Raw genomic sequence first — 22388 nt, 5'->3', positions numbered from 1 at the left:
CCACGGACGGACGCCCCACGGACGGACACTCCACCGACGGACGACCCTTCGACGGACGGCCCGCCGAAGGGCGCCCGGCCGGTGTCGCGCTCAGCCGCGCCGGTGCCGGCCGCTGCCGACCTGGGCGGCCGGGCTCTCGGCGTCGGCCCCGGCACCGCCCGCCCGCTTCTTCTTTCGCTCGCGCATGACCTCGACCAGGATCGGCGAGATCGACAGCAGGACGATCAGCAGCACCGCCGGGATCAGGTACTTGTCGATCACCGGGGCGAGCGCGTCGCCGAAGAAGTAGCCGATCAGCAGCATGGACTCGGTCCACAGCACGCCGCCGACCACGTTCCACAGGAAGAACGTCCGGGCGGGCATCTCCAGGGTGCCGGCGACCGGGTTCAGGAAGGTGCGGATGATCGGCATGAAGCGGGCCAGCACGACGGCCTTGCCCGCGCCGAACTTGTTGAAGTACTCCTCCGCCTTCACCACGTACTCGCGGCGGAAGATCTTCGACTCGGGCTTGTCGAACATCTTCGGCCCGACCTTGACCCCGATCAGGTGCCCCAACTGGGCGCCGGCGATCGCCGCGACCGGGCAGCCGATCAGCAGGACGGCGATCGGCAGCTTGGCGCCGTCGCCGAGCACCGAGGAGGCGGCGTTCGAGGCGGCGACACCCGCGAGGATCAGCAGTGAGTCACCGGGGAAGAAGAAGCCGACCAGCAGGCCGGTCTCCGCGAAGATGATCGCGATCAGCCCGATGGCGCCGAGGGACGAGATCAGGGATTTGGCGTCGAGGAGGTTGACGGCCAGCTGGTTGTAGTCCACGGGCGCAGGATAGCGGGCGCGCCTGACCGGCGACGGCTCCCGACCCCCCGCCCGGACCGCCCGGAGCCCGTCGCGCGCCCGCACCCCGTGGTGTTCCGCATGGCGGGCTCCTGCTGACCAGCGGGCACGAGTCTGGGAAGATGGCACGGGCGTCCGGTCCGCAACGGCACACCACCCTCATGGCCGTACCGCGGAGGTCGCCTCGAACGTGCCGGAGAGCCACCGCAACGCCGCGCGTCGGCGGGCCGGCACGGAGTCGTCACGAAGGCGTACACAGCGTCGGACAGCACCGTCCGTACGCCGCAACCCGACAGGAGCGGATCGCATGCCCATCGCAACTCCCGAGGTCTACAACGAGATGCTGGACCGGGCCAAGGCGGGCAAGTTCGCCTACCCGGCCATCAACGTCACCTCGTCGCAGACCCTGCACGCCGCGCTGCGTGGTTTCGCCGAGGCCGAGAGCGACGGCATCATCCAGATCTCGACCGGTGGCGCGGAGTTCCTGGGCGGCCAGCACAACAAGGACATGGTGACCGGCGCCGTCGCGCTCGCCGAGTTCGCCCACATCGTCGCCGCCAAGTACGACATCACGGTCGCGCTGCACACCGACCACTGCCCGAAGGACAAGCTGGACGGCTATGTCCGCCCGCTGCTGGCGGTCTCCGCCGAGCGCGTGGCCAAGGGCCAGGACCCGCTGTTCCAGTCGCACATGTGGGACGGCTCGGCCGAGACCCTCTCCGACAACCTGGCCATCGCCCAGGAGCTGCTGGCCCAGGCCGCCGCTGCCAAGATCATCCTTGAGGTCGAGATCACCCCGACCGGTGGCGAGGAGGACGGCGTCACCCACGAGATCAACGACGAGCTGTACACCACCGTCAACGACGCCGTGCGCACCGCCGAGGCGCTGGGCCTGGGCGAGAAGGGCCGCTACCTGCTGGCCGCCTCCTTCGGCAACGTGCACGGCGTCTACAAGCCGGGCAACGTCGTGCTGAAGCCGGAGCTGCTGCGCGAGCTCCAGGACGCGATCGGCAAGCAGTACGGCAAGACCGACCCGTTCGACTTCGTCTTCCACGGCGGCTCGGGCTCGACCGCCGAGGAGATCGCCACCGCGCTGGAGAACGGCGTCGTGAAGATGAACCTGGACACCGACACCCAGTACGCCTTCACCCGCCCGGTGGCCGGCCACATGTTCGCCAACTACGACGGCGTGCTGAAGGTCGACGGCGAGGTCGGCAAGAAGAGCACCTACGACCCGCGCACCTGGGGCAAGCTGGCCGAGGCCGGCATGGCCGCCCGCGTGCGCGAGGCCGCCGAGCAGCTGCGTTCGGCGGGCAAGCGCCTGAAGTGAGGCCCCCGCGCCCCGCATGAGGAACGGGTGCCCCCGGCGGTCCTCCGCCGGGGGCACCCGCACGTCCGGGTGTCCGCTCTCCGAGCCGTGGGGCTACTGCTTGAGCTCCGCGTACGCCTCCGCGCTGCTGTCCTTCAGGAACTGCCAGCAGCGGGCCTCCTCCTCGGTCTCCTTGATCGCGCCGGCCGCCCGCGCGAGCGCCGCCAGGCAGCGCAGGAAGCCGCGGTTGCCGCGGTGCTCCCACGGCACCGGGCCGTGGCCCTTCCAGCCGTTGCGCCGCAGCGCGTCCAGGCCCCGGTGGTAGCCGGTACGGGCGTAGGCGTACGACTCGACGTACCGGCCGGCCGTGTAGGCGTCGTCGGCGAGCATGGCCCAGGCCAGACAGAAGGCCGGGAACTCGGCCGCCACCTGGGTCGGGGAGGCCGACTCCTCCGCCAGCATCCGGTAGGGCCGCTCCTCCTCCGGGAGGAGGGTCGGTTCGGGGCCGTCGAGAAGGTTCCTGTGAATCGCCATGCCCTGAAGTCTGCCACCCGAGACGCAGGGGTCAACCGGCGTCCCGGAACGGACCTCCCTCCCCAGCGCCCCCGCGCCGCATACCAGGTATGTAGACATTCACCCGTTCGCCATGCCAGTGTGAAGATCATGTCCGCAGCCCGATCGGTCGGCAGGCGGGTCGCACCGCCCAGGAAGAAGGGCGGCAGCCGACGCCGCCGACCGCGCCGGAGGTTCGGTCCTGGCATGCTCACGGCGCTGGCGCTCTCCCTACTGGTGCTGGGCGCCGCGGCGGTCATGCTGAACCGCTCCCCGGGGACCCCGGCCGCCGCCCCGAGCACCCAGGCGCGGGTCGCCCCGCCGGCCGAACAGGCCTCCGTGGAGTCGCAGGCGCCCGTCCAGGCCCCGCCGAGCCCGACGCCCACGCCGACACCTACGCCGACGCCCACTCCCACCCCGACGCCGACCGGACCGGACCCCGGCCCCACCAAGGGCGCGGGCACCTTCACCATCGCCCCCGCCACCGCCAAGGCGGTCGGACAGGGCAACATCCGCCGCTACCGGGTCGAGGTCGAGGACGGCATCGGGATCGACGCGGCGGCGGCCGCCGCCCAGATCCACGGCATCCTCGGCGACAAGCGAGGCTGGACCAGCGACCGCAGGAACGGCTTCCAGCTGACCGCCGGCGGCTCGTACGACTTCACCGTGAAGATCGCCTCCCCGGCCACGGTGGACCGGATCTGCGGCGCCTCCGGTCTGGACACCCACGGCGAGGTCAACTGCAACGTCGGCAACCAGGTGCTCGTCAACTCCAAGCGCTGGAACACCGGCTCACCCCAGTTCAGCGGACCGCTGGACGACTACCGGGCGCTGATCGTCAACCACGAGGTGGGCCACCGGATCGGCCACGGGCACGAGACCTGCCCCGGGGACGGCAAGCCCGCGCCCGCGATGATGCAGCAGATCTACGGCCTCAAGGGCTGCACGCCCAACGCCTGGCCGTACTCGGCGGAGGGCACGTACCTGAGCGGGCCGTCCGTCCCCTGAGGGACCGACGGGACCCCGATGCGCCGACCAGGCACCTGAGACACCGACCGGGCCCCTGATACACCGGCCAGGTCCCTGAGACCGACCGGGCCCCCGGGCCACCGGCCGGGCTACCCGAACACCGGCAGGTACGCCCGCAGGTCGCTGCGCTCCCCCGAGGCGGACACCGCGGCCGCCTCCACCGAGGCCGCCCAGTCGGCCCGGCCGGTGGCCAGCCGGATCCAGGTCAGCGGGTCGGTCTCCACCACGTTGGGCGGGGTGCCCCGGGTGTGCTTCGGCCCGGGCACGGCCTGGACGACCGCGTACGGCGGGACCCGCAGCTCGACCGCGCCGCCGGGGGCGCGGTCGGCGAAGGCGTCGGCCAGCATCCGGGTGACGGCGGCGAGGGCCTGGCGGTCGTGCGGGAAGCCCTCCCGACCGAGCGCGTCGGCCAGGTCGTCGGCGTGCACCACGGCCTCGACCAGCCTGGTCACCAGGTAGTCGGTCAGGAGGATCCGCCGGCCGACCACGACGGCGGTGGCCTCCGGGCCCTCCCCGGCCGGCCGGTCGAGCACCGCCCGGACGGCGTCGAGCGAGCGGTCGACCGCCGCGACCACCTCCGCGAGCGGGCCGGCGAACCCGGCCGCCGCGTGCTCCGTCACCGCCTCGTCGACGGCCCCGGCCATCGTCCTGCTCAGCTCCGCGTAGCCCGCCAGCGAGAGCACCGGCCCGTCCGGTGCCGGGGCGTCCAGCGCGGCCGGCAGCCGGCCCAGCGCCAGGCTCAGGTGCGCCAGCAACTCCCTTACCCGCCAGGTGCCGAGACGGGTCGGCCGCTCCAACTCGTCCGCGGTGAGGCCGTGGACGGCGGTGTGGAGCGCCTCGGTCTGGGCCGCCAGCGCGGCGCGGACCTTCTGCGGCTGGTACGTACGGGACTTGGCAGGCATGGACCCCAACATACGCCCGGGGGAGGACGGTTGGCGGAAACGCCGAGGGGCGGACGGTCCGGAAGGAACCGTCCGCCCCTCGGGCCGAGCCGAGCGTCAGCCCAGCAGGGCCTCGATGACGCCGGTGTGGGCGTCCCTCAGCTCCGCCAGCGAGACGCTGAACTGGCCCTGGACGTCCAGGCTGTCGCCGTCCACGACACCGATCCGGGTGGCCGGCAGGCCCCGCGCGGTGCACATGTCGTTGAACCGGAGCTCCTCGCTGCGCGGCACCGCCACGACGGCGCGGCCGGCCGACTCCGAGAACAGCAGCACGAACGGGTCCTGGCCCTCGGGCACGACGATCCGCGCGCCGTGGCCGCCCTTGAGGCAGCTCTCCACCAGCGCCTGGCCGAGACCGCCGTCGGACAGGTCGTGCGCGGCGTCGATCATGCCGTCGCGCGAGGCGGCGATCAGGATCTCGCCGAGCAGCCGCTCGCGCTCCAGGTCCACCTTGGGCGGCAGGCCGCCGAGGTGGTCGTGGACGGCCTGCGACCAGGCCGAGCCGCCGAGCTCGTCCGCCGTGTCGCCGAGCAGGTAGAGCAGCTGCCCCTCCTCGGCGAAGGCCACCGGGGTGCGCCGGGTGACGTCGTCGATGACGCCGAGCACCGCGACCACCGGGGTCGGGTGGATGGCGACGTCACCGGTCTGGTTGTACAGCGAGACGTTGCCGCCGGTGACCGGGGTGCCGAGCACCAGGCAGGCGTCGGCCAGACCGCGGGTGGCCTCGGCGAACTGCCACATCACGTCCGGGTCCTCGGGGGAGCCGAAGTTGAGGCAGTCGGAGACGGCGAGCGGCTTGGCGCCGCCGGCCGCGACGTTGCGGTACGCCTCGGCCAGGGCCAGCTGGGCGCCGGTGTACGGGTCCAGCTTGGCGAAGCGGCCGTTGCCGTCGGTGGCGACCGAGACGCCGAGGTTGGTCTCCTCGTCGATCCGGATCATGCCCGAGTCCTCGCCGGAGGCGAGCACGGTGTTGCCGAGCACGTAGCGGTCGTACTGGTCGGTGATCCAGGACTTGGAGGCCTGGTTCGGGTGGCTCGCGACCTTCAGCAGGTCGGCCTTGAGGCCCTCGCCGGTGGTCGGGCGGGCCAGCCGCTCGGCGGTCGGGGCGTCGGCCTGGAGCGCGTCCTGCCAGCTCGGGCGGGCGTACGGGCGCTGGTAGGTCGGGCCCTCGTGGGCGACGGTGCGCGGCGGGACGTCCACCACGAGCTCGCCGTGCCAGAAGATCTCCAGGCGCTCGCCGTCGGTCACCTCACCGATGACGTTGGCGATGACGTCCCACTTCTCGCAGATCTCCAGGAAGCGGTCGACCTTGTCGGGCTCCACGATCGCGCACATGCGCTCCTGCGACTCGCTCATGAGGATCTCCTCCGGCGAGAGCGTGTGGTCGCGCAGGTGCACGGTGTCGAGCTCGATCCGCATGCCACCGGAACCGGCCGAGGCCAGCTCGCTGGTGGCGCAGGACAGACCGGCGCCGCCGAGGTCCTGGATGCCCTTGACGAGCTTCTCCCGGAAGATCTCCAGGGTGCACTCGATCAGGAGCTTCTCCTGGAACGGGTCGCCGACCTGGACGGCCGGGCGCTTGGCCGGCTTGGTGTCGTCGAAGGTCTCGGAGGCCAGCACCGAGACGCCGCCGATGCCGTCGCCGCCGGTGCGGGCGCCGTACAGGATGACCTTGTTGCCGGCGCCGGAGGCCTGCGCGAGGTGGATGTCCTCGTGCTTCATGACGCCCACGCACAGCGCGTTGACCAGCGGGTTGCCCTGGTAGCAGGAGTCGAAGACGACCTCGCCGCCGATGTTCGGCAGGCCCAGGCAGTTGCCGTAGCCGCCGATGCCGGCGACGATCCCGGGCAGCACGCGCCGGGTGTCCGGGTGGTCGGCCGCACCGAAGCGCAGCGGGTCCATCACGGCGACCGGGCGGGCGCCCATCGCCAGGATGTCGCGCACGATGCCGCCGATGCCGGTGGCCGCGCCCTGGTAGGGCTCGATGTACGACGGGTGGTTGTGCGACTCGACCTTGAAGGTGACCGCGTAACCCTGGCCGACGTCGACCACACCGGCGTTCTCGCCGATGCCGACGAGCATCGCGTCCGAATCCGGCTTCTTCTCGCCGAACTGCTTCAGGTGGACCTTGCTGCTCTTGTACGAACAGTGCTCCGACCACATGACCGAGTACATGGCGAGTTCGGCGCCGGTCGGGCGGCGGCCGAGGATCTCCCGGATGCGCGCGTACTCGTCCTCCTTGAGGCCGAGTTCGGCCCAGGGCTGGGCGGCGTCCGGGGTCTGCTCGGCGTTCTTGACGGTGTCGAGGCTCATCAGGCGTTCACCAGCTGCTTCAGGACGGAAGTGAAGAAGCCCAGGCCCTCGGTGGTCGGACCGGTGAGCGGCTCCACCGCGTGCTCCGGGTGCGGCATCAGGCCGACGACATTGCCGGCGGCGTTGGTGATGCCGGCGATGTCGCGGTACGAACCGTTCGGGTTGACGTCGAGGTAACGGGCGACGACCCGGCCCTCCGCCTCCAGTTCGTCCAGCACCCGCTCGTCGGCGACGAAGCGGCCCTCGCCGTTCTTCAGCGGGACGACGATTTCCTGGCCCGCCGAGTAATCCCCGGTCCAGGCGGTGCCGGCGTTCTCGATGCGCAGCTTCTGGTCGCGGCAGATGAAGTGCAGCGAGTCGTTCCGGTGGAGCGCGCCGGGCAGCAGGTGCGATTCGCAGAGCACCTGGAAGCCGTTGCAGATACCGAGCACCGGCATTCCGAGCTTCGCCTGCTCGATGACGGTCTCCATCACCGGCGAGAAGCGGGAGATCGCACCGCAGCGCAGATAGTCGCCGTAACTGAATCCGCCCGGCAGGACGACGGCGTCGACCTGGTGGAGATCCTTGTCACGGTGCCAGAGGGCGACCGGCTCGGCGCCGGCGAGACGGACCGCCCGCCGGGCGTCGCGGTCGTCGAGGGAGCCCGGGAAAGTGACGACGCCGACGCGGGTGGTCACTTGCCCTCCTCCTCGACCCGGACGGTGAAGTCCTCGATCACGGTGTTGGCGAGAAAGGTCTCGGCGGCTTCGCGGATACGGGCGAGCGCCGCGTCGTCGACCGGGCCCTCCACATCCAGCTCGAAACGCTTGCCCTGGCGGACGTCGGCGATCCCGGTGAATCCGAGACGGGGCAGTGCGCGCTGCACCGCCTGTCCCTGGGGGTCGAGGATCTCCGGCTTGAGCATGACGTCGACTACGACGCGTGCCACTGGCACTCCCGGTGGTGTCTTCGGTGAGGCGGGGGAACTCCAGACTACCGGTGGTTTCGGGCGGGATTGCTGGCCGGGCATAGCGACGCGCGTAGACCCAGACCCCTTACACGGCAAGGGATCCAGCGCCCTGACCCCCCGTCGAACCCGTCCGGTTTCCGCGGAATCGACGCCCGGAACGACCGTCGGAACGGCACTCGGAACGATCCCGCCCGGAGAACACCCGAATACGGCACTTGGGGACAGATCCGCCCGTCCCGCACATCGGTATCCGGCACACCCGACGAAGACTCGTGAATATCCGGAAAAGAATGCCGAACTCTTCGATTTCGACCCCCTTCGGGTGCAGAATAGGGCCACCTGTCGCGGCAAGTGCTGCGTATCAGGCGGGCCACCGGGTCCGCCCGTACGTGCTTGCGCGAGTTGGTGCACATCAGGCCTCGGTACCCCCTCGGACCGGCGGCCGAATTGCCCGAGAGGATTGACACCCATGGCTCAGCGTGTAGTTGTCACGCTCTCCGACGACCTGGACGGCGGCGCCGCCGCGGAAACCGTCCACTTCGGCGTCGACGGGAAGTCGTACGAGATCGACCTGTCCGTGGACAACGCGGAAAAGCTGCGGGAGGCCCTCGCTCCGTTCGTCGCCGCCGGCCGCCGGCAGAGCCGCACCGGAAAGTCGTTCCGCCGCACCGCCCTCACTCCGGACCCGGCCGCGGTCCGCGCCTGGGCGCTGTCCCGCGGGATGGAACTGCCGGCCCGGGGCCGCATCCCCAAGCACGTGTACGAGGCGTTCGCCGAGGCGAACTGAGCCCCGCGGGCTCCGTACCCGGTCGCCCCTCCCGCCCGGACCGAGGGGTGGGGCGACCACCCCGAAAGATGCTGTAGAGTATTCCTCGTCGCCGCAACGGAGAGATCCGGAGAGGCGGCGGGTGCCCCACCAGGCACCACGCGGACGTGGCTCAGTTGGTAGAGCATCACCTTGCCAAGGTGAGGGTCGCGAGTTCGAATCTCGTCGTCCGCTCGCAGTGCGCGAGCACAGCACAACTCAATAGTCAGACCTGCGGACGTGGCTCAGTTGGTAGAGCATCACCTTGCCAAGGTGAGGGTCGCGAGTTCGAATCTCGTCGTCCGCTCCGATACGAAGGGCCCCCTCGAACGAGGGGGCCCTTCGGCATTCCCGCCGGCGACCGCGATATCCACCCATGACATTTGTCATCGCCGACCCGTGGATACCCACCGCCATGTCATGACGGCCCGCACTGCCCGCGCGGCCCGGTCGGCGGAAGGCTTGGGGCATGGAAACGAGCCGGACCCCCCGCCCCAGCGAAGACGTGATCGAGGTCACCGACCTGCACCGCCACTACGGCGGCGCCACCTCCGGGTACCACGCCGTACGCGGCGTGGACCTCACCGTGCACCGCGGCGAGCTGTTCGCCCTGCTGGGCACCAACGGGGCCGGCAAGACCTCCACCATGGAGGTCATCGAGGGCCTGGCCGCGCCCACCGGCGGCACCGTCCGGGTGCTCGGCCGGGACCCGTACAAGGAGCGGGCCGCCGTCCGCCCGCGGATCGGCGTCATGCTCCAGGAGGGCGGCTTCCCCGGCGAGCTCACCGCCGCCGAGACCGGCCGCGTCTGGGCCGGGATGACCAGCGGCGCCCGCCCGGTCGCGGAGGCGCTGGAGCTGGTCGGCCTCGGCCACCGGGCGAACGTCCGGGTCAAGCAGCTGTCCGGCGGCGAGAAGCGCCGGCTGGACCTCGCGATGGCCCTGCTCGGCCGCCCCGAGGTGCTCTTCCTGGACGAGCCCAGCACCGGCCTCGACCCGGAGGCGCGCGCCGCCGTCTGGCAGCTGGTGCGCGAGCTGCGCGCCCAGGGCACCACGGTGCTGCTCACCACCCACTACCTGGAGGAGGCCGAGGAGCTGGCCGACCGGCTGGCCATCATGCACGGCGGCCGGGTCGTCACCGCCGGCACCGTCGCCGAGGTGATCGCCGGACGGCCCTCCCGGATCAGCTTCCGGCTGCCCGAGTTCGCCGGGGCCTCCCTGCCCGTCCTGACCGGGGCCGAGCTCTCCGTCGACGGCGGCAAGGTCACCGTGCAGACCCTCGCCCTCCAGGACACCCTGACCGACCTGCTCGGCTGGGCCCGCCACCACGGCGTCGCGCTCGGCGCCCTGGACGCCCGGAGCGCCTCGCTGGAGGAGGCCTTCCTCGCGATCGCCTCCGAGGCCGCCCACCGGAACCCGCCGAAGGCGCCCGCCGCCGCCACCCGTCCCGCCCGCCGCCGCCTGATCGGATCCGCCCGATGACCACCGCCGCCACCCTCACCGCCGGCCCGGAGAGCACCACCGGTCCGAAGAGCACCACCGTCCGCCGGCTGCTCGCCCTCGGCCGGGCCGAGGCCACCCTGCTGCTGCGCAACCGCACGGCGCTGTTCACCGCCCTCCTGCTGCCGCTGATCCTGATCTTCACCCTGAAGAGCACGCTCTCCCAGCAGGCCGAGTCCAACCCCGGGCTGGACGTCGACTCGCTGCTGGTCTACGGCTCGGTCGGGATGATCCTGGCCTTCGTCGTGTACTACAACCTGACCGCCGCGTACGTCGGGCGGCGCGGTGAGCTGGTCCTCAAGCGGCTGCGCACCGGAGAGGCCCGGGACCTGGAGATCCTGCTCGGCACCGCCGTCCCCTCGCTCACCCTCGGCCTGCTGATGGCCGCCCTGATCGGGGTCGGCGGCAGCCTCGGCCTGCACCTGGCCGTGCCGGTCAACCCGCTGCTGATGCTGATCGGCCTGCTGCTGGTGCTGGCCACCATGATCGCCCTGGCCGCGCTGTCCAGCGCCTTCACCAAGACCGTCGAGAGCGCGGGCATCACCACCCTGCCGGTCATGCTGGTCATGCAGCTGGGCTCCGGCCTGTTCATCCCGCTGGAGGTCATGCCCGAGCAGCTGGCCGACATCTGCCGCCTGCTGCCGACCACCCCGGCCTTCCAGCTGATCCGCGTCGGCTGGTTCGGCACCGACGGCTCGGCCGCGGCGACCGGCTTCGCCGGCTCCTGGGGCGCCGCCGCCCCGCACCTGGTCACCGGGACCATCTGGCTGGGCCTGGCGGTCTGGGGCGCGGTCCGCTACTTCCGCTGGGAGCCGCGTCGCTGAGGCTCTGTTCGAAGCAAGAACAGTAATCCGAAGGACCGCCCCCAGATTGGCCTCTGATATGAAGGCAGCGAGCAGGATCGTGGTCGAACTGGGGGCGGAAGAATTGAGAATGCGGTCACCGCGCAGCAGCTGGGCTGGTTTGAGCAAGCCCCAGCGCACCGAGCTGTACTTCCGCTGGTCGCTCTACTCCCTGCCGCTGCTGCTGCTCCCGATCACGCTGCTCGCCGTCGGAGCCCGGGCCGAGCTGCCGGACTCCGTCGGATCGGTCCGGATCGCCCTGCTGGTCGCGCTCGCCGGGACACTGCTGGGCCTGCGGGCCTGCCGCACCTCGCTCGACCACTACCTGAAGCGCCCCACCGACCACCTGCGATGGCTGGCCGCCAACGGCGCCTTCGCGGTGGCCGGCTCCTGGGCCGTCCTGCTGACCGGACCGGACGCCGGCGGGGCGGACGGCCCGCACGGGACGGCGTTCGCCTCCACGGTCTGCTCCCTCCTGATCGCCATGGCCTTCGGACCGGCGTCCATCGGGCTGTCGCTGCCCCGGGCGTCGCTCGCCGCCGTCGGCGGACTGCTGATGGTGGCCCCGGCGCTGGTGCTGGCCGGGTACGGGGTCGCCCACACCGCGGGGCTGCTGGTCGGCACCCTGGTCATGCTGCCCGTCCTCGGCGGGACCTGCCGCAGCTTCGCCTGGCTGACCGCGGCGGTCTGGGAGCTGGACGCCGCCCGCGAGGCGCAGTCCCGGCTGGCCGTCGCCGAGGAGCGGCTGCGCTTCTCCCGCGACCTGCACGACGTGATGGGCCGCAACCTCACCACCATCGCGCTGAAGAGCGAGCTCGCCGTCCAGCTGGCCCGCCGGGGGCGCGAGGAGGCCGCCGACCAGATGGCCGAGGTGCAGAAGATCGCCCAGGAGTCGCAGCGCGAGGTCCGGGACGTCATCCGCGGCTACCGCACCGCCGACCTGCACGCCGAGGCGATCGGCGCCCGGGCGGTGCTGCGCTCGGCCGACGTCGCCTGCGAGATCGACCTCGGCGAGGACGCCGACCGGCTGCCGGCCGCGGTGCAGTCCGTGCTCGGCTGGGTGATCCGCGAGGCCACCACCAACGTGCTGCGGCACAGCGAGGCCGACCGCTGCCTGATCCGGCTGCGGACCGAGGACGGACGGGCCGTGCTGGAGCTGGAGAATGACGGGGTGCCCGCCGTGCCCTTCCCCTCCCAGGGCAGCGGCACCGGGCTGCGCGGCCTGCGCGAGCGGCTCGCCGTCCACGACGGCGAGCTGACCGTCCCGACCGTCGAGGCGGGCGTCTTCCGGATGCTCGCCACCGTCCCGCTCCCCCGCTGAGCAAGCTTCCGCTGAGGAAGGAAGGCGCCCGATGACCGAGAACGCCGTGCCCGTCCGCGTCCTGCTCGCCGACGACGAGCACCTGATCCGGGGCGCGCTGGCCGCGCTGCTCTCGCTGGAGGACGACATCGAGGTGGTCGCCCAGGCCGGCTCCGGCACGGAGGCCCTGGCGATGGCGCAGGCGCACCGCCCGGACGTCGCGGTGCTGGACCTCCAGATGCCGGGCAAGGACGGCATCGAGGTGGCCGCCCAGCTGCGGCTGCTGCTGCCGGACTGCCGCTGCATGATCGTCACCGGCCACGGCCGCCCGGGCTACCTGAAGCGGGCGCTGGAGGTCGGGGTGCGCGGCTTCCTGCCGAAGACCGTCTCGGCGGCGGACCTGGCCGGCATCATCCGCACCGTGCGCTCCGGCGGCCGGTACGTGGACCCGGAGCTGGCGGCGGACGCGATCAGCGCCGGGGAGACCCCGCTGACCCCGCGCGAGACGGACGTCCTGGAGCTGGCCGCCGACGGCACCCCGATCGCGGAGATCGCCGAGCGGGCCGCGCTGTCCCAGGGCACCGTCCGCAACTACCTGTCCTCGGCGGCCACCAAGCTGGGCGCGGAGAACCGGCACGCGGCGGTGCGGATCGCCCGCGAGCACGGCTGGATCTAGCGGCGCGTCCGGCAGGTCTCGCCGGATGCGCGACGCGGACCGTCAGACCGAGCCCCAGCGCTCGCGGGCGTCGCGGAACGCGTCAGGCCCAGCTGGTGCCGGTCAGCCGCTCGTAGACCTCGATGTACTTGGCGCGGGTCCGCTCGACCACCTCGTCCGGAAGCGCCGGCGGCGGCTCCTCGCCGTGGCGGTCCCAGCCGGAGGCCGGGGAGACCAGCCAGTCGCGGATCAGCTGCTTGTCGAAGGACGACTGCGAGCGGCCCGGCCGGTACTCGTCGGCGGGCCAGTAGCGGGAGGAGTCCGGGGTGAGCACCTCGTCGCCGATCACCAGCTCGCCGTCCAGCAGGCCGAACTCGAACTTGGTGTCGGCCAGGATGATGCCGCGCTCGCGGGCGATGTCCCGGGCCCGGGAGTAGACGTCCAGGGTGGTGCGGCGCAGCCGGGCGGCGAGGTCGGCGCCGATCCGGCGGGCGGTCTCCTCGTAGGAGACGTTCTCGTCGTGCTCGCCGACCTCGGCCTTGAGCGCCGGGGTGTAGATCGGGGCGGGCAGCTCGGAGCTGTTCTCCAGGCCCTCCGGCAGCGCGATGCCGCAGACCGTGCGGCTCTCGTTGTACTCGGCCAGGCCGGAGCCGGCCAGGTAGCCGCGGGCGACCGCCTCGACCGGGACCATCTCCAGGCTCCGGCAGAGCAGCGTGCGGCCCTTCCAGTCGGCCGGGGCACCGGCCGGGACCTCGGCGGAGATCACGTGGTTGGGGACGATGTCGGCGATCCGCTCGAACCACCACAGCGACAGCTGGGTGAGGATGCGGCCCTTGTCGGGGATCTCGTTCGGGAGCACCCAGTCGTGGGCGGACGTCCGGTCGCTGGCGACCATGACCAGGTCGCCCGACTCGGTGCGGTAGAGGTCGCGCACCTTGCCGGTGTGCAGGTGGACCAGGCCGGGTACCTGGACCGGCTCGGGCTTGGTGACAAATCCGCTCAAGGTGTTCAGTCCTCAGGGGTCGTTCACGGGCGGGGGCACCGCGAAAGGGGAGGTCACTGCCCCCGCAGTCTTTCACGACCGTCGCACGCTAGTTCTTGCAGAGCCGGTCCAGCAGGTTGGCGGTGGCCCGCTGGATCCGCTCGTCGGTCAGTCCGGGGCGGCCCAGCGCGGGCGACCAGGCGAAGGTGCCGGCCGCGAAGACGTACGCCCCGCTGGGCGCCCGGTAGAGCGAGGTCTCCTGGTAGCGGGTGCGGCCGACCGGGTCCTGGTAGGGCGAGTGCGCCAGCAGCACCCGCTCGACGTGGTCGGGCAGCGCCACCTTGGGGTAGTACCGGTCGGCCTCGCCGGCCACCAGTCCGGGCAGCTCGTCGCCCTCCTGGAGCCCCGTCCCGTCCCAGAGCCAGTGCGCGGTGTGCCGGGCCACCAGCGGGACGGGTGCGGCGACCCGCCCCGAGTACTGGAGCCCGAGCAGGTGCTGTTCGGGCTCCCCGGCGTCCCGCCACAGCGCGCTGGCCGCGCCGGGCGCCCCGGCGGCCGGGCTGCCGGGGCGGACCTTCTGCCGCTTGCGGCAGTTGAGCAGCCGGTTGGGCTCGCCGGAGGCGGCGGCGCTCAGCTCGACCCGCCAGTACATGGTGTTGGCGGAGAGGAACACCAGCGAGGTGCCGGTGTCCCGGGCCCGCTCGGCGGCCCGGCGCATCGGCTCGGACCAGTACTCGTCGTGGCCGGGGAAGACCAGCGCCCGGTGCCGGGACGGGTCCACCAGGCCGGCGTGCAGGTCGGTGGCGGTGGCGTACGAGAGGTCGTAGCCGAAGCGCTCGGCCCAGCGGATGAAGTCGTAGGCGTGGCCGACGTGCAGCGGCAGCCCGGCGGTGGCGTGCGGGCGGTCGAAGGAGACGGTGACGGCCGCCTCCGGTTCGCCGACCAGGCCGCCGCAGCCGTCCCAGGCGTGGTAGAGGCTGGCGCCGGTGCGGCCGTCCTCGGGGAACAGGTTGTACGCCTGCCACGTCACGTCCGGGAGCACCAGCAGCAGTTCGGCGGCGCGCCCCTGCCCCTCGCAGTCCCGGACGGTGAACGGGATGTGGCTGCGGTGCAGCATGTCCGCGGTGGTCAGCACGGCGACGTACGAGCCGGGCTTCCAGTGCGGCGGGATCTGGAGCCGCCAGGAGTGCCACCAGTGGTGGCAGGAGACCGTGCGGTCGACCACCAGCGGGGCGGGCTGGGCAAGGCCGGCGATGTGCGGGGTGGAGGTCATGAAGCGGGCGCCGTCGCCGCCGTAGTGGCCGATCCGGTAGACGTCCACGGTGAACTCGCGGGGCGGGTTGACGGTGACCCGGAAGTCCACCGAGCCGCCGGGGCGGACCACTCCGGCCGAGGCGAAGCCCTTGATCTGCTGGTCCACGTCGTTGGCGCCCTGCGGGGTGCCGACCGGCGGCTTGAGCCGGGTGCCGACGGCCAGCGGCTGCTGGCCGGGCGCGTCCACCGAGACGTACCAGGGCACGGCGCCCTCGGCCAGGTACTGGTCGGGGCTGCGCAGCCAGGGCAGCGGGCCCTGGCCGAACGGGTCGGAGACGCTGTAGGCGTGCGTGCCCGACTCCCAGCGACGGTTGAGTTCGGTCCTCACGCGCCCCTCCCAGGTGCACTTCCGCCCGGGGTTGGCACGTGCCCCCCGGATGTGCGTGCGGTCTAATACACCACAGAGTGCAGGCGTTGCGTCACCCTCCGGAGGCAATTGGCGCGGGGAATCTCGCGCGCCTCCCGGAGAGGGCCTCCGGCCTGCGAAGACGCCCGGCGGCCGACCGGATCGGGGGCGCGCACAGCAGCACCGTGCGCCCTCCTGGAACGCCCGGGACGTCAGAGGCGCACGGGTTTCTCCAACCGGACGTCGGCGGCGTCGAGCCAGGCGCGCAGCGGTCCGTCCTGGCCCTGCTCGACGGCCTGGGCGACCGGGCCGGCCAGGTCGGTGCGGCGGACCTCGCCGAGCAGCAGCACCGGGCCGTCCAGCCAGTCCAGGCCGGGGGCGCCGGCGGCGGTGTCCACGGCCGCGCAGCAGACCATCGCGGTGACGTGGTCGACCAGCAGGTCGCGGCCGCTGCGGGCGGGCTCCAGCAGCGGGGCCGGGGCGGTGGTGCGGGCCAGTTGGGCGGCGAGCGCGGCGGCCAGCACCTCACCGTCGCCGTCGGCGAGCCGGCCCAGCAGCCGGGTGAGGGTCGGGGCGCCGGGGCGGGACTGCGGGGCGAGCCGGTCCAGGGCGCTCTGGAGGGTGGCGGCGCCCGCCCGCCAGCCGGCGTCCACCACCTCGGCCGGGTAGTCGGCCCACTCCAGCTCGTGCCAGCCGCCGGCCGCCGGGCGGCCGAAGAACAGGTCGGCGGCGAGCCGGGAGACCGCCCGGTCGACGTCGCCGGGCTGCTCCAGCAGGTCGCAGGCGGGTCGGTCGCCGAGGCGGCTGCCGTAGCCGTCGGCCAGCCGGTCGCGGCGGGAGAGTTCGGTGAGGGCGGCGACCACGCCGGCGTTGAGGTGGGCCGGGTGGCGGCCGAGCCGCCAGGCGGGCAGCGCGACCCGGGTGAGCAGCCGGTCCCATCCGGCGTAGGCGAGGCCGACCTGCTCCTGGGCGGCGATCCGCAGGCCGTAGTCGACCGTCCTGGCCTGCTCGGAGGCCCAGCTCGCGACCGAGCGCTCCAGCTCGGCGGAGTGGCCGCGGCAGGCACCGAGCAGGCGGCGGGTGATCCGGCGGGTGATCCGGTCGGCGAGCGCGGCCGGACCGCGCCGGGGCGGCCCGGGCGGCGCGGCCAGGACTGCGCCGCCGAGGCCGGGGGCGGTGCCGCCGCCGGAGTCCAGGCAGGCGTCCAGGGTGCGCAGGAAGCGACGGGCGGCGGCGATCTCCGGGTCGGCGGAGGCGGCGGTGCCGGCCACCACCGGGGCGAGCAGGGCGCGCAGTTCGCCGGAGCGCATCCACCACAGGAAGGGCGAGCCGATCACCAGGACGGGGCCGGGGGGCTCGGCGCCCGGGCGCAGCGGGTGCGGTCGGCCGCCGGGCTTCGGCGGAGCCGTCCGGCGGTCCGCCGGGACGTCCTCCAGCCAGCTGTCGCAGTCCGGGGTGAGGGCGACGGCGGAGGGGGCGGGCACGTCCAGCCGGTCGGCCAGTTCGTCGATCAGCCGGTACAGCTCGGGGGCCTCGGCGCGGTCCAGCGGGACGGCCGGGGTGGACGGCGGAACGGCCCGGTGCAGGGCCCGGGCGGTGAGCCCGGCCACCAGCAGGGTCAGGGCGGCGACGGCGCAGACCGCCCAACGGGCGGCGTCCCAGCCGGCCGCGTCGGCGGCGCCGGGCGCGCCGATCCGGCCGGTGAACCGGCCCGCGAGCAGGACCACCGCGATGGCGGCGGGCAGGGCGGCGGCGGCCCGGGCGAGGCCTCGGACCCGTAGGACCGCCTGAGCGTGAGCGCGCGCGAGGTCGACTGCGGCCATACGGTGCGGCACCCCCTTCGGAGCCCTCCGGCGCCCGGCTTCGGGCCCCTGAGCCGACTCGAAACGATCAGTTCCGACCGGGAAGCGGAGGTGTCCGATCCCCGGTAGTGCATGCTGCGTGGCGCTACTGACATTTTCGACGCCCCGGTCCGGGTGGGCGTTCCGGATCGTCCCGGTTTCCACTCGTCCCGGTGACACCGCCCCGGTGGTCCGGTGACGCCGCCGGACGGCGGCGACCGGTCCGGTGCGAAGCACCCGGACGACCGCCTGGCCGGTCGCCGTCCAGCATCCCCCCGTGGGAGCACCGCTACCCGGCGGCGACCCCGGCGCACGGGCCCCGCGCACCGCGATCCAGCGCACCATAAGGCCGGGCAGCGGGTTACGTCAGCCGGATGCGGGTGCTGTCACCCGATGGGCTGGAATCCGTCGACCGAACGGTGTGTCCCCCGCCGCGGCCGCTCCGGCCCCGAAACGCCGGTGGGGCTGCGGCCATGGGGTTGACCGGCGCACGCCGGCTCCGCCCGGCCCGGGCTCCGGGGCCCGCCGGCCCGGGCCGCCACGCGCCGCGGCCCCCGTGCGAGGGGTTCGCACGGGGGCCGCGGGGTGCGGGAGGCGGGGCCTCTCAGCCGATGGCCGCCTTCGCCGCGATGTCGGTGCGGTGCTGACCGCCCCGGAGCGAGATCCGGTCCACGGCGGCGTACGCGCGCTCGCGCGCCTCGGCGAGGTCGGCGCCGGTCGCGGTGACCGACAGGACGCGGCCGCCGGCGCTCAGCACCCGGCCGTCCTCGCCCGCCTTCGTCCCGGCGTGCAGCACGAACGCGGTGCCGTCCGCCTCGGCCTCGGCCAGGCCCTCGATCGGGTCGCCGGTGCGCGGGGCGGCCGGGTAGCCCTCGGAGGCGACGACCACGGTGACGGCCGCGCCCTCGTCCCAGCGCAGCGGCTCCAGCTGGTCCAGGGTGCCGTTGGCGGCGGCCAGCAGCACGCCCGCCAGCGGGGTGCGCAGCCGGGCCAGCACGACCTGGGTCTCCGGGTCACCGAAGCGGGCGTTGAACTCGATCACCCGGGTGCCGCGCGAGGTGAGCGCCAGACCCGCGTACAGCAGGCCGGAGAACTCGGCGCCGCGGCGGCGCAGCTCGTCCACGGTCGGCTGGAGGACGGTCTCCAGGACCTCCTCGACCAGCCCGGCCGGCGCCCACGGCAGCGGCGAGTAGGCGCCCATGCCGCCGGTGTTGGGGCCCTCGTCGCCGTCCAGCGCGCGCTTGAAGTCCTGGGCGGGCTGGAGCGGGACGACGGTGGTGCCGTCGGTGATCGCGAACAGCGAGACCTCGGGGCCGTCCAGGTACTCCTCGATGACCACGCGCTCGCAGGCGGCGGCGTGCGCCAGCGCGGCCTCGCGGTCGGAGGTGACCACGACGCCCTTGCCGGCGGCCAGGCCGTCGTCCTTGACCACGTACGGGGCGCCGAAGGCGTCCAGCGCCTCGGCGGCCTCCTCGGCCGTGGTGCAGACGTAGGAGCGGGCGGTGGGGACGCCGGCCGCGGCCATCACGTCCTTGGCGAAGGCCTTCGAGCCCTCCAGCCGGGCCGCCGCCGCGGACGGGCCGAACACCGGGATCCCGGCCGCGCGCACGGCGTCGGCGACACCGGCGACCAGCGGGGCCTCCGGGCCGACCACGACCAGGCCGGCGCCGAGCCGCCCGGCCAGCGCGGCGACCTGCGCACCGTCCAGCTGGTCGACCGGGTGGACCGTCGCGACCCGTGCGATCCCGGCGTTGCCCGGGGCACAGTGCAGTTCGGTCACTGCGGGATCTTGGGACAGAGAGCGGCACAGGGCGTGTTCGCGGGCGCCGCCGCCGATGACGAGGACCTTCACGCCTGGCAGCGTAGTCGGTGGCCGGTTCCGGCCGCTCTCCGGTCCCGTCGGATCCTCCAGAAGGAGGCCGCCACGGGCCGAGCGGGCCGGAGGATCCTCCAAGCCCGGAGCGGCCGGTTCGGCGGTGGGTGGCCGGGTCACGACACCGGGTCACCGGACCCTCGCTCGGACGGGTGAAATCTCGCCGCCCCCCGCAACCCGCTTACCTCGGGTTCCGGTGGCCGAAACCGGTAACGATCAACGGAGAAGCGCCCACACGGTCAGCCATTTGGCGGTAAGAAGTGCTGTTGGAGAACCACCGGCGGACACCACGTCAGCCGATGCGCCGACAGAACCAGCAGTCCGCCCGCCACAGGGAGCCCCACAGGTGAGCCAGCCGGAAATGCAGCCCGAGGAGAGTGCCTGGGGCAAGGAGATCGGGGAGGAGGACCAGCCCGTCGTCGCCGCCGTCCGGCGGGCCTCCACGCACCGCCGCACCGACCTGAGCACCCGACAGTTCCCCCTCGGGGACTGGGGCGAGCCCGCGGAACGGCTGGAGGAGCTCTACCGCTGGTCCGAGGAGCGGGCCGTCGAGGCGATCGAGTGGTACCGCCGGGACCGGGTCTGGAAGCGCCGCTGGGCGCGCCTGCTGCGGTTCGGCGCGGCCGGATTCGCGGCGGGCGGCGTGGTCGCCCCGCTGGTCGACCTGGCCGGCGGCTTCGCGCACGGCACCGGCTGGGGCTACGTCGGCTTCGCGCTCTCCGCCGCCTGCCTCGCCGCCGACCGGGTCTTCGGCGTGACCTCCGGCTGGATGCGGGACGTCTCCACCGGCCAGGCGCTGCAACGCCGCCTGGAGGCCTTCCAGTTCGACTGGGCGTCGGAGTGCGTGCGCGAGGTGCTCGGCCCGACCGAGGGCACCGCGGGCGAGGCCGCCGAGCGCTGCCTGGGCGTGCTGCGCCGGTTCTGCGAGGACGTCTCGGACATGGTCCGCTCCGAGACCTCGGAGTGGATGCTGGAGTTCCGGGCCTCGATGACCCAGCTGCCCACCCAGTCCGCCGGCGCCTGGGGCGGGCGCAGCGAACCCGGGGTGGGCGCCCAGGTGCGGGTGCTGCCGCCGCCGGGCACCCGGCCCACCATGCCGCGCCAGCGGCCGCCGGAGGGGCCGCTGCGGTGAGTCCCGGACGGCTCCCGCGGGGTCAGGCGAAGACGATCATCGAGCCCTGGTTGACGCTCCTGACCGCCGCCGCGTACAGGCCGGACCAGGCGTGCCGCTCCCGGGCGAAGGGGTGGACGTCGTCGATCGGCGGCCCGAACGGCTGCTCCAGGCCGGTCGGGCCGAGCGGCCTGGTCGGGTCCGGCGGGTTGAGCGGGTCGATGCCGAGCGCCGGTGCGACGGCCTGGAGTTCGCGCAGCAGCCCGTGGCTGGAGCCGAGCGGGCCGCCGGAGGCGAGCAGCGTGTCGTCCACCAGCGGCGCCGCGAACTCGACCGGCACGTACGCGCCGGCGTGGTCGAAGTGCCAGACCAGGTGCGACTGTTCGGCGCTGCTCTCGAACATCTCCAGCAGCTGCTCGTAGTCGCCGCCGAGCGCGTCGACCGGGGTGATGTCCAGGCCGGTGAGGCCCAGCAGGTAGGCGCGGCGCAGGAAGTGCAGGGAGTCGTAGTCGAAGGCGGCTATCGGCTCGACCCCGCCGCTTATGCCCGGGAGGTAGCGGTAGACCGGCACCTCGGGCAGCCCGCGCGAGGTCAGCACCGCGTTGTAGAGCGCGAGGTCGTCCCGGAACGGGTTGTCAGGGCTGTGGCTCAGCACGTCCACCAGCGGGACGAGCCAGAGGTCGCAGGCCATGGCCGGCAGTTCCTCTCCGGAGGCGGGGATCGCCCGCGGAGACGGGGCGACGACGGGGGCTGGGTCGGTACCCGGACGGCCCTTTCGCGGGGCGGCCGGCCCGACAGCCGCCCACCCTACCGGCCCGGCGCCGCGTGCGGGTCGGGCCGCCCCGGCGGTGCCTCCGGGGGCGGTTCGGGCAGCCGTCGGCCGTACCGGCCGTAGGTCGTCGCGCGGGGCTGCGGCACCAGTCCGAGGCCCAGGCCCAGCTCCCGGCCGAGCTCCCGGCCCACCTCGTCGCCGCGGCGGCTCCGCTCGTCGCGTCCCGTGGCCGGCTCGGCGGCGGGCTCCCGCGCGGCCGGCGGCTCGACGGGCGGCGTCGGCGGCTGCTCCCCGACGAACTCGGTGAGCAGCCCCAGCACCGTCACCGACTCCACCGACTGCCCGGCCAGGTCCGCCAGCAGCCGGACGGTGTACAGGTTGTACTCGCAGATGATCCGGTGCGCGCCGGGCGAATCGCGGGTGGCGATCGCCTCGACCAGCTCCGGGTGGCGGTCCCAGCACAGGCCGGCCAGGGTGGACAGCGCCCGCAGGTAGGGCGCGGCGAACATCCAGGACTGCACCCGCAGCCAGTCCAGGTACTCGGCCATCCGGGCGTTGCCGAGCAGCCCGCCGACCTCCTGCCAGAACCGGCGGTCGCAGCCCACCATCACGTCCAGGTTCCCGGCCCGGGCGGCCCGCACCGCCGCGTCGGCCCGGCGGCGCAGCGAGGGCAGCCGGCTGAGGTCGGGCAGCGCCCGGCGGGCGGCGTACTGGCGGTGGAAGCTGTCGGTGATCAGCACCCGGGACTCGAAGATCTCCACGAAGTCGCCCCAGCTCAGCTCGGGCACGGTGAAGCCGCGATGGTGCTCGGCCCGCAGCAGGCCCTGCGCGGCGAGGTCGACCAGGGCCTCGCGGGCCGGGGTCGCGGAGACGCCGTACAGGTCGGCGATCTCCTTGACGGTGAAGTTGCTGCCCGCCGCCAGCCGGCCGGCCATCATCTCCTCGCGCAGCGCGCCGGCGATCTGTTCGCGCAGGCTGTTGCGTTGGATGACGGGGCGGGGGGTGTCGCCTGCACCGTTGTCAGGCATGGGCGCGATCTCCTCGGGCGGGCCTACCGGGCCGGCCCTCGTACGGGTCGGCGGGGAACACGACGAGTGCTCATCTTCTCAAACCCGGCCGACCCAG

20 protein-coding genes and 2 tRNA genes are annotated in these 22388 nt (G+C 73.4%); 10 read left to right on the top strand and 12 right to left on the bottom strand.

The window, feature by feature from the left end:
- Positions 1-90: 90 nt before the first annotated feature.
- On the bottom strand, positions 91-813 hold the full coding sequence (locus ACZ55U_RS02480) for a DedA family protein (protein ID WP_465521553.1): 723 nt from the start codon (positions 811-813) through the stop codon (positions 91-93).
- Positions 814-1138: 325 nt separating this feature from the next.
- Between ACZ55U_RS02480 and fbaA the strand changes: the two genes are divergently transcribed.
- The gene (gene fbaA / locus ACZ55U_RS02475) at positions 1139-2161 is read left to right on the top strand and encodes a class II fructose-bisphosphate aldolase (protein ID WP_465521551.1); all 1023 of its coding nucleotides are present in this window, start codon (positions 1139-1141) and stop codon (positions 2159-2161) included.
- A 93-nt stretch (positions 2162-2254) separates the two neighbouring features.
- Here fbaA and ACZ55U_RS02470 read toward each other — a convergent pair whose 3' ends face one another.
- On the bottom strand, positions 2255-2674 hold the full coding sequence (locus ACZ55U_RS02470) for a DUF3151 domain-containing protein (RefSeq protein ID WP_465521549.1): 420 nt from the start codon (positions 2672-2674) through the stop codon (positions 2255-2257).
- A 225-nt stretch (positions 2675-2899) separates the two neighbouring features.
- On the opposite strand from ACZ55U_RS02470, the gene ACZ55U_RS02465 reads away from it, so the two are divergent.
- The gene (locus ACZ55U_RS02465; protein WP_465521547.1) at positions 2900-3700 is read left to right on the top strand and encodes a DUF3152 domain-containing protein; all 801 of its coding nucleotides are present in this window, start codon (positions 2900-2902) and stop codon (positions 3698-3700) included.
- 110 nt (positions 3701-3810) lie between these two features.
- Here the strand turns inward: ACZ55U_RS02465 and ACZ55U_RS02460 are convergent, their stop codons facing one another.
- From ACZ55U_RS02460 to purS, 4 genes are all read right to left on the bottom strand, one after another.
- Complete coding sequence (locus tag ACZ55U_RS02460; protein WP_465521545.1) at positions 3811-4623, bottom strand: maleylpyruvate isomerase family mycothiol-dependent enzyme; 813 nt, start codon at positions 4621-4623, stop codon at positions 3811-3813.
- A gap of 96 nt (positions 4624-4719) precedes the next feature.
- Complete coding sequence (purL, locus tag ACZ55U_RS02455; RefSeq protein ID WP_465521543.1) at positions 4720-6975, bottom strand: phosphoribosylformylglycinamidine synthase subunit PurL; 2256 nt, start codon at positions 6973-6975, stop codon at positions 4720-4722.
- Positions 6975-7652, bottom strand: a complete 678-nt coding sequence (gene purQ, locus ACZ55U_RS02450) for a phosphoribosylformylglycinamidine synthase subunit PurQ (RefSeq protein WP_465521541.1) — start codon at positions 7650-7652, stop codon at positions 6975-6977. Before purQ ends, purL begins: the two co-directional genes overlap by 1 nt.
- Positions 7649-7903 carry a phosphoribosylformylglycinamidine synthase subunit PurS gene (gene purS, locus ACZ55U_RS02445; protein ID WP_049654013.1) on the bottom strand — a complete coding sequence of 85 codons (255 nt, stop codon included), beginning with the start codon at positions 7901-7903 and terminating at the stop codon, positions 7649-7651. Before purS ends, purQ begins: the two co-directional genes overlap by 4 nt.
- 490 nt (positions 7904-8393) lie before the next feature.
- Here purS and ACZ55U_RS02440 point away from each other — a divergent pair, with 490 nt between their 5' ends.
- The 7 genes from ACZ55U_RS02440 (at position 8394) to ACZ55U_RS02410 (ending at position 13045) form a co-directional block, all read left to right on the top strand.
- On the top strand, positions 8394-8711 hold the full coding sequence (locus tag ACZ55U_RS02440) for a histone-like nucleoid-structuring protein Lsr2 (RefSeq protein ID WP_030056585.1): 318 nt from the start codon (positions 8394-8396) through the stop codon (positions 8709-8711).
- A 140-nt stretch (positions 8712-8851) separates the two neighbouring features.
- Positions 8852-8924 (top strand) — tRNA-Gly (locus ACZ55U_RS02435).
- A 39-nt stretch (positions 8925-8963) separates the two neighbouring features.
- Positions 8964-9036 (top strand) — tRNA-Gly (locus ACZ55U_RS02430).
- A 162-nt stretch (positions 9037-9198) separates the two neighbouring features.
- On the top strand, positions 9199-10209 hold the full coding sequence (locus ACZ55U_RS02425) for an ABC transporter ATP-binding protein (RefSeq protein ID WP_465521539.1): 1011 nt from the start codon (positions 9199-9201) through the stop codon (positions 10207-10209).
- Positions 10206-11051, top strand: coding sequence for an ABC transporter permease (locus tag ACZ55U_RS02420; protein ID WP_465521537.1), 846 nt, complete (start codon positions 10206-10208; stop codon positions 11049-11051). Before ACZ55U_RS02425 ends, ACZ55U_RS02420 begins: the two co-directional genes overlap by 4 nt.
- Positions 11052-11190: 139 nt before the next feature.
- Positions 11191-12390: a sensor histidine kinase gene (locus ACZ55U_RS02415; RefSeq protein WP_465521535.1), complete on the top strand. Its 1200-nt coding sequence runs from the start codon at positions 11191-11193 to the stop codon at positions 12388-12390.
- A gap of 31 nt (positions 12391-12421) precedes the next feature.
- Positions 12422-13045 (top strand): response regulator, encoded by a 624-nt coding sequence (locus ACZ55U_RS02410; RefSeq protein WP_465521533.1) that lies wholly within the window; start codon positions 12422-12424, stop codon positions 13043-13045.
- An 82-nt stretch (positions 13046-13127) separates the two neighbouring features.
- Here the strand turns inward: ACZ55U_RS02410 and ACZ55U_RS02405 are convergent, their stop codons facing one another.
- The 4 genes from ACZ55U_RS02405 to purD form a co-directional block, all read right to left on the bottom strand.
- The gene (locus ACZ55U_RS02405; protein WP_465521531.1) at positions 13128-14027 is read right to left on the bottom strand and encodes a phosphoribosylaminoimidazolesuccinocarboxamide synthase; all 900 of its coding nucleotides are present in this window, start codon (positions 14025-14027) and stop codon (positions 13128-13130) included.
- A gap of 88 nt (positions 14028-14115) precedes the next feature.
- Positions 14116-15648, bottom strand: a complete 1533-nt coding sequence (locus ACZ55U_RS02400) for a N,N-dimethylformamidase beta subunit family domain-containing protein (RefSeq protein ID WP_465521529.1) — start codon at positions 15646-15648, stop codon at positions 14116-14118.
- 230 nt (positions 15649-15878) lie between these two features.
- Positions 15879-17489: a hypothetical protein gene (locus ACZ55U_RS02395; RefSeq protein WP_465521527.1), complete on the bottom strand. Its 1611-nt coding sequence runs from the start codon at positions 17487-17489 to the stop codon at positions 15879-15881.
- A gap of 622 nt (positions 17490-18111) precedes the next feature.
- A complete protein-coding gene (gene purD, locus ACZ55U_RS02390; RefSeq protein ID WP_465521525.1) occupies positions 18112-19359 on the bottom strand; it encodes a phosphoribosylamine--glycine ligase in 1248 nt (415 codons plus the stop codon).
- A gap of 367 nt (positions 19360-19726) precedes the next feature.
- On the opposite strand from purD, the gene ACZ55U_RS02385 reads away from it, so the two are divergent.
- Positions 19727-20512 (top strand): SLATT domain-containing protein, encoded by a 786-nt coding sequence (locus ACZ55U_RS02385; RefSeq protein ID WP_465521523.1) that lies wholly within the window; start codon positions 19727-19729, stop codon positions 20510-20512.
- A gap of 22 nt (positions 20513-20534) precedes the next feature.
- On the opposite strand, the gene ACZ55U_RS02380 is transcribed toward ACZ55U_RS02385, so the two are convergent.
- A complete protein-coding gene (locus ACZ55U_RS02380) occupies positions 20535-21182 on the bottom strand; it encodes a hypothetical protein (protein ID WP_465521521.1) in 648 nt (215 codons plus the stop codon).
- 116 nt (positions 21183-21298) lie between these two features.
- Complete coding sequence (locus ACZ55U_RS02375) at positions 21299-22291, bottom strand: GntR family transcriptional regulator (protein ID WP_465521519.1); 993 nt, start codon at positions 22289-22291, stop codon at positions 21299-21301.
- Between the last annotated feature and the right edge of the window lie 97 nt (positions 22292-22388).

The sequence above is a fragment of the Kitasatospora sp. NPDC034533 genome, from assembly GCF_055575155.1.
Note: the sequence above shows the minus strand (reverse complement) of the source record. Positions and strands in the feature narration are given on the sequence as shown.

Bases quoted from the DNA above. Each gene is read 5' to 3' on its own strand.
- ACZ55U_RS02375 (WP_465521519.1), bottom strand. From the start codon at position 22,291: ATGCCTGACAACGGTGCAGGCGACACCCCCCGCCCCGTCATCCAACGC.
- ACZ55U_RS02410 (WP_465521533.1), top strand. From the start codon at position 12,422: ATGACCGAGAACGCCGTGCCCGTCCGCGTCCTGCTCGCCGACGACGAG.
- fbaA (WP_465521551.1), top strand. From the start codon at position 1,139: ATGCCCATCGCAACTCCCGAGGTCTACAACGAGATGCTGGACCGGGCC.
- ACZ55U_RS02440 (WP_030056585.1), top strand. From the start codon at position 8,394: ATGGCTCAGCGTGTAGTTGTCACGCTCTCCGACGACCTGGACGGCGGC.
- ACZ55U_RS02465 (WP_465521547.1), top strand. From the start codon at position 2,900: ATGCTCACGGCGCTGGCGCTCTCCCTACTGGTGCTGGGCGCCGCGGCG.
- ACZ55U_RS02420 (WP_465521537.1), top strand. From the start codon at position 10,206: ATGACCACCGCCGCCACCCTCACCGCCGGCCCGGAGAGCACCACCGGT.
- ACZ55U_RS02425 (WP_465521539.1), top strand. From the start codon at position 9,199: ATGGAAACGAGCCGGACCCCCCGCCCCAGCGAAGACGTGATCGAGGTC.
- ACZ55U_RS02380 (WP_465521521.1), bottom strand. From the start codon at position 21,182: ATGGCCTGCGACCTCTGGCTCGTCCCGCTGGTGGACGTGCTGAGCCAC.
- ACZ55U_RS02460 (WP_465521545.1), bottom strand. From the start codon at position 4,623: ATGCCTGCCAAGTCCCGTACGTACCAGCCGCAGAAGGTCCGCGCCGCG.
- ACZ55U_RS02470 (WP_465521549.1), bottom strand. From the start codon at position 2,674: ATGGCGATTCACAGGAACCTTCTCGACGGCCCCGAACCGACCCTCCTC.
- ACZ55U_RS02395 (WP_465521527.1), bottom strand. From the start codon at position 17,489: ATGGCCGCAGTCGACCTCGCGCGCGCTCACGCTCAGGCGGTCCTACGG.
- purL (WP_465521543.1), bottom strand. From the start codon at position 6,975: ATGAGCCTCGACACCGTCAAGAACGCCGAGCAGACCCCGGACGCCGCC.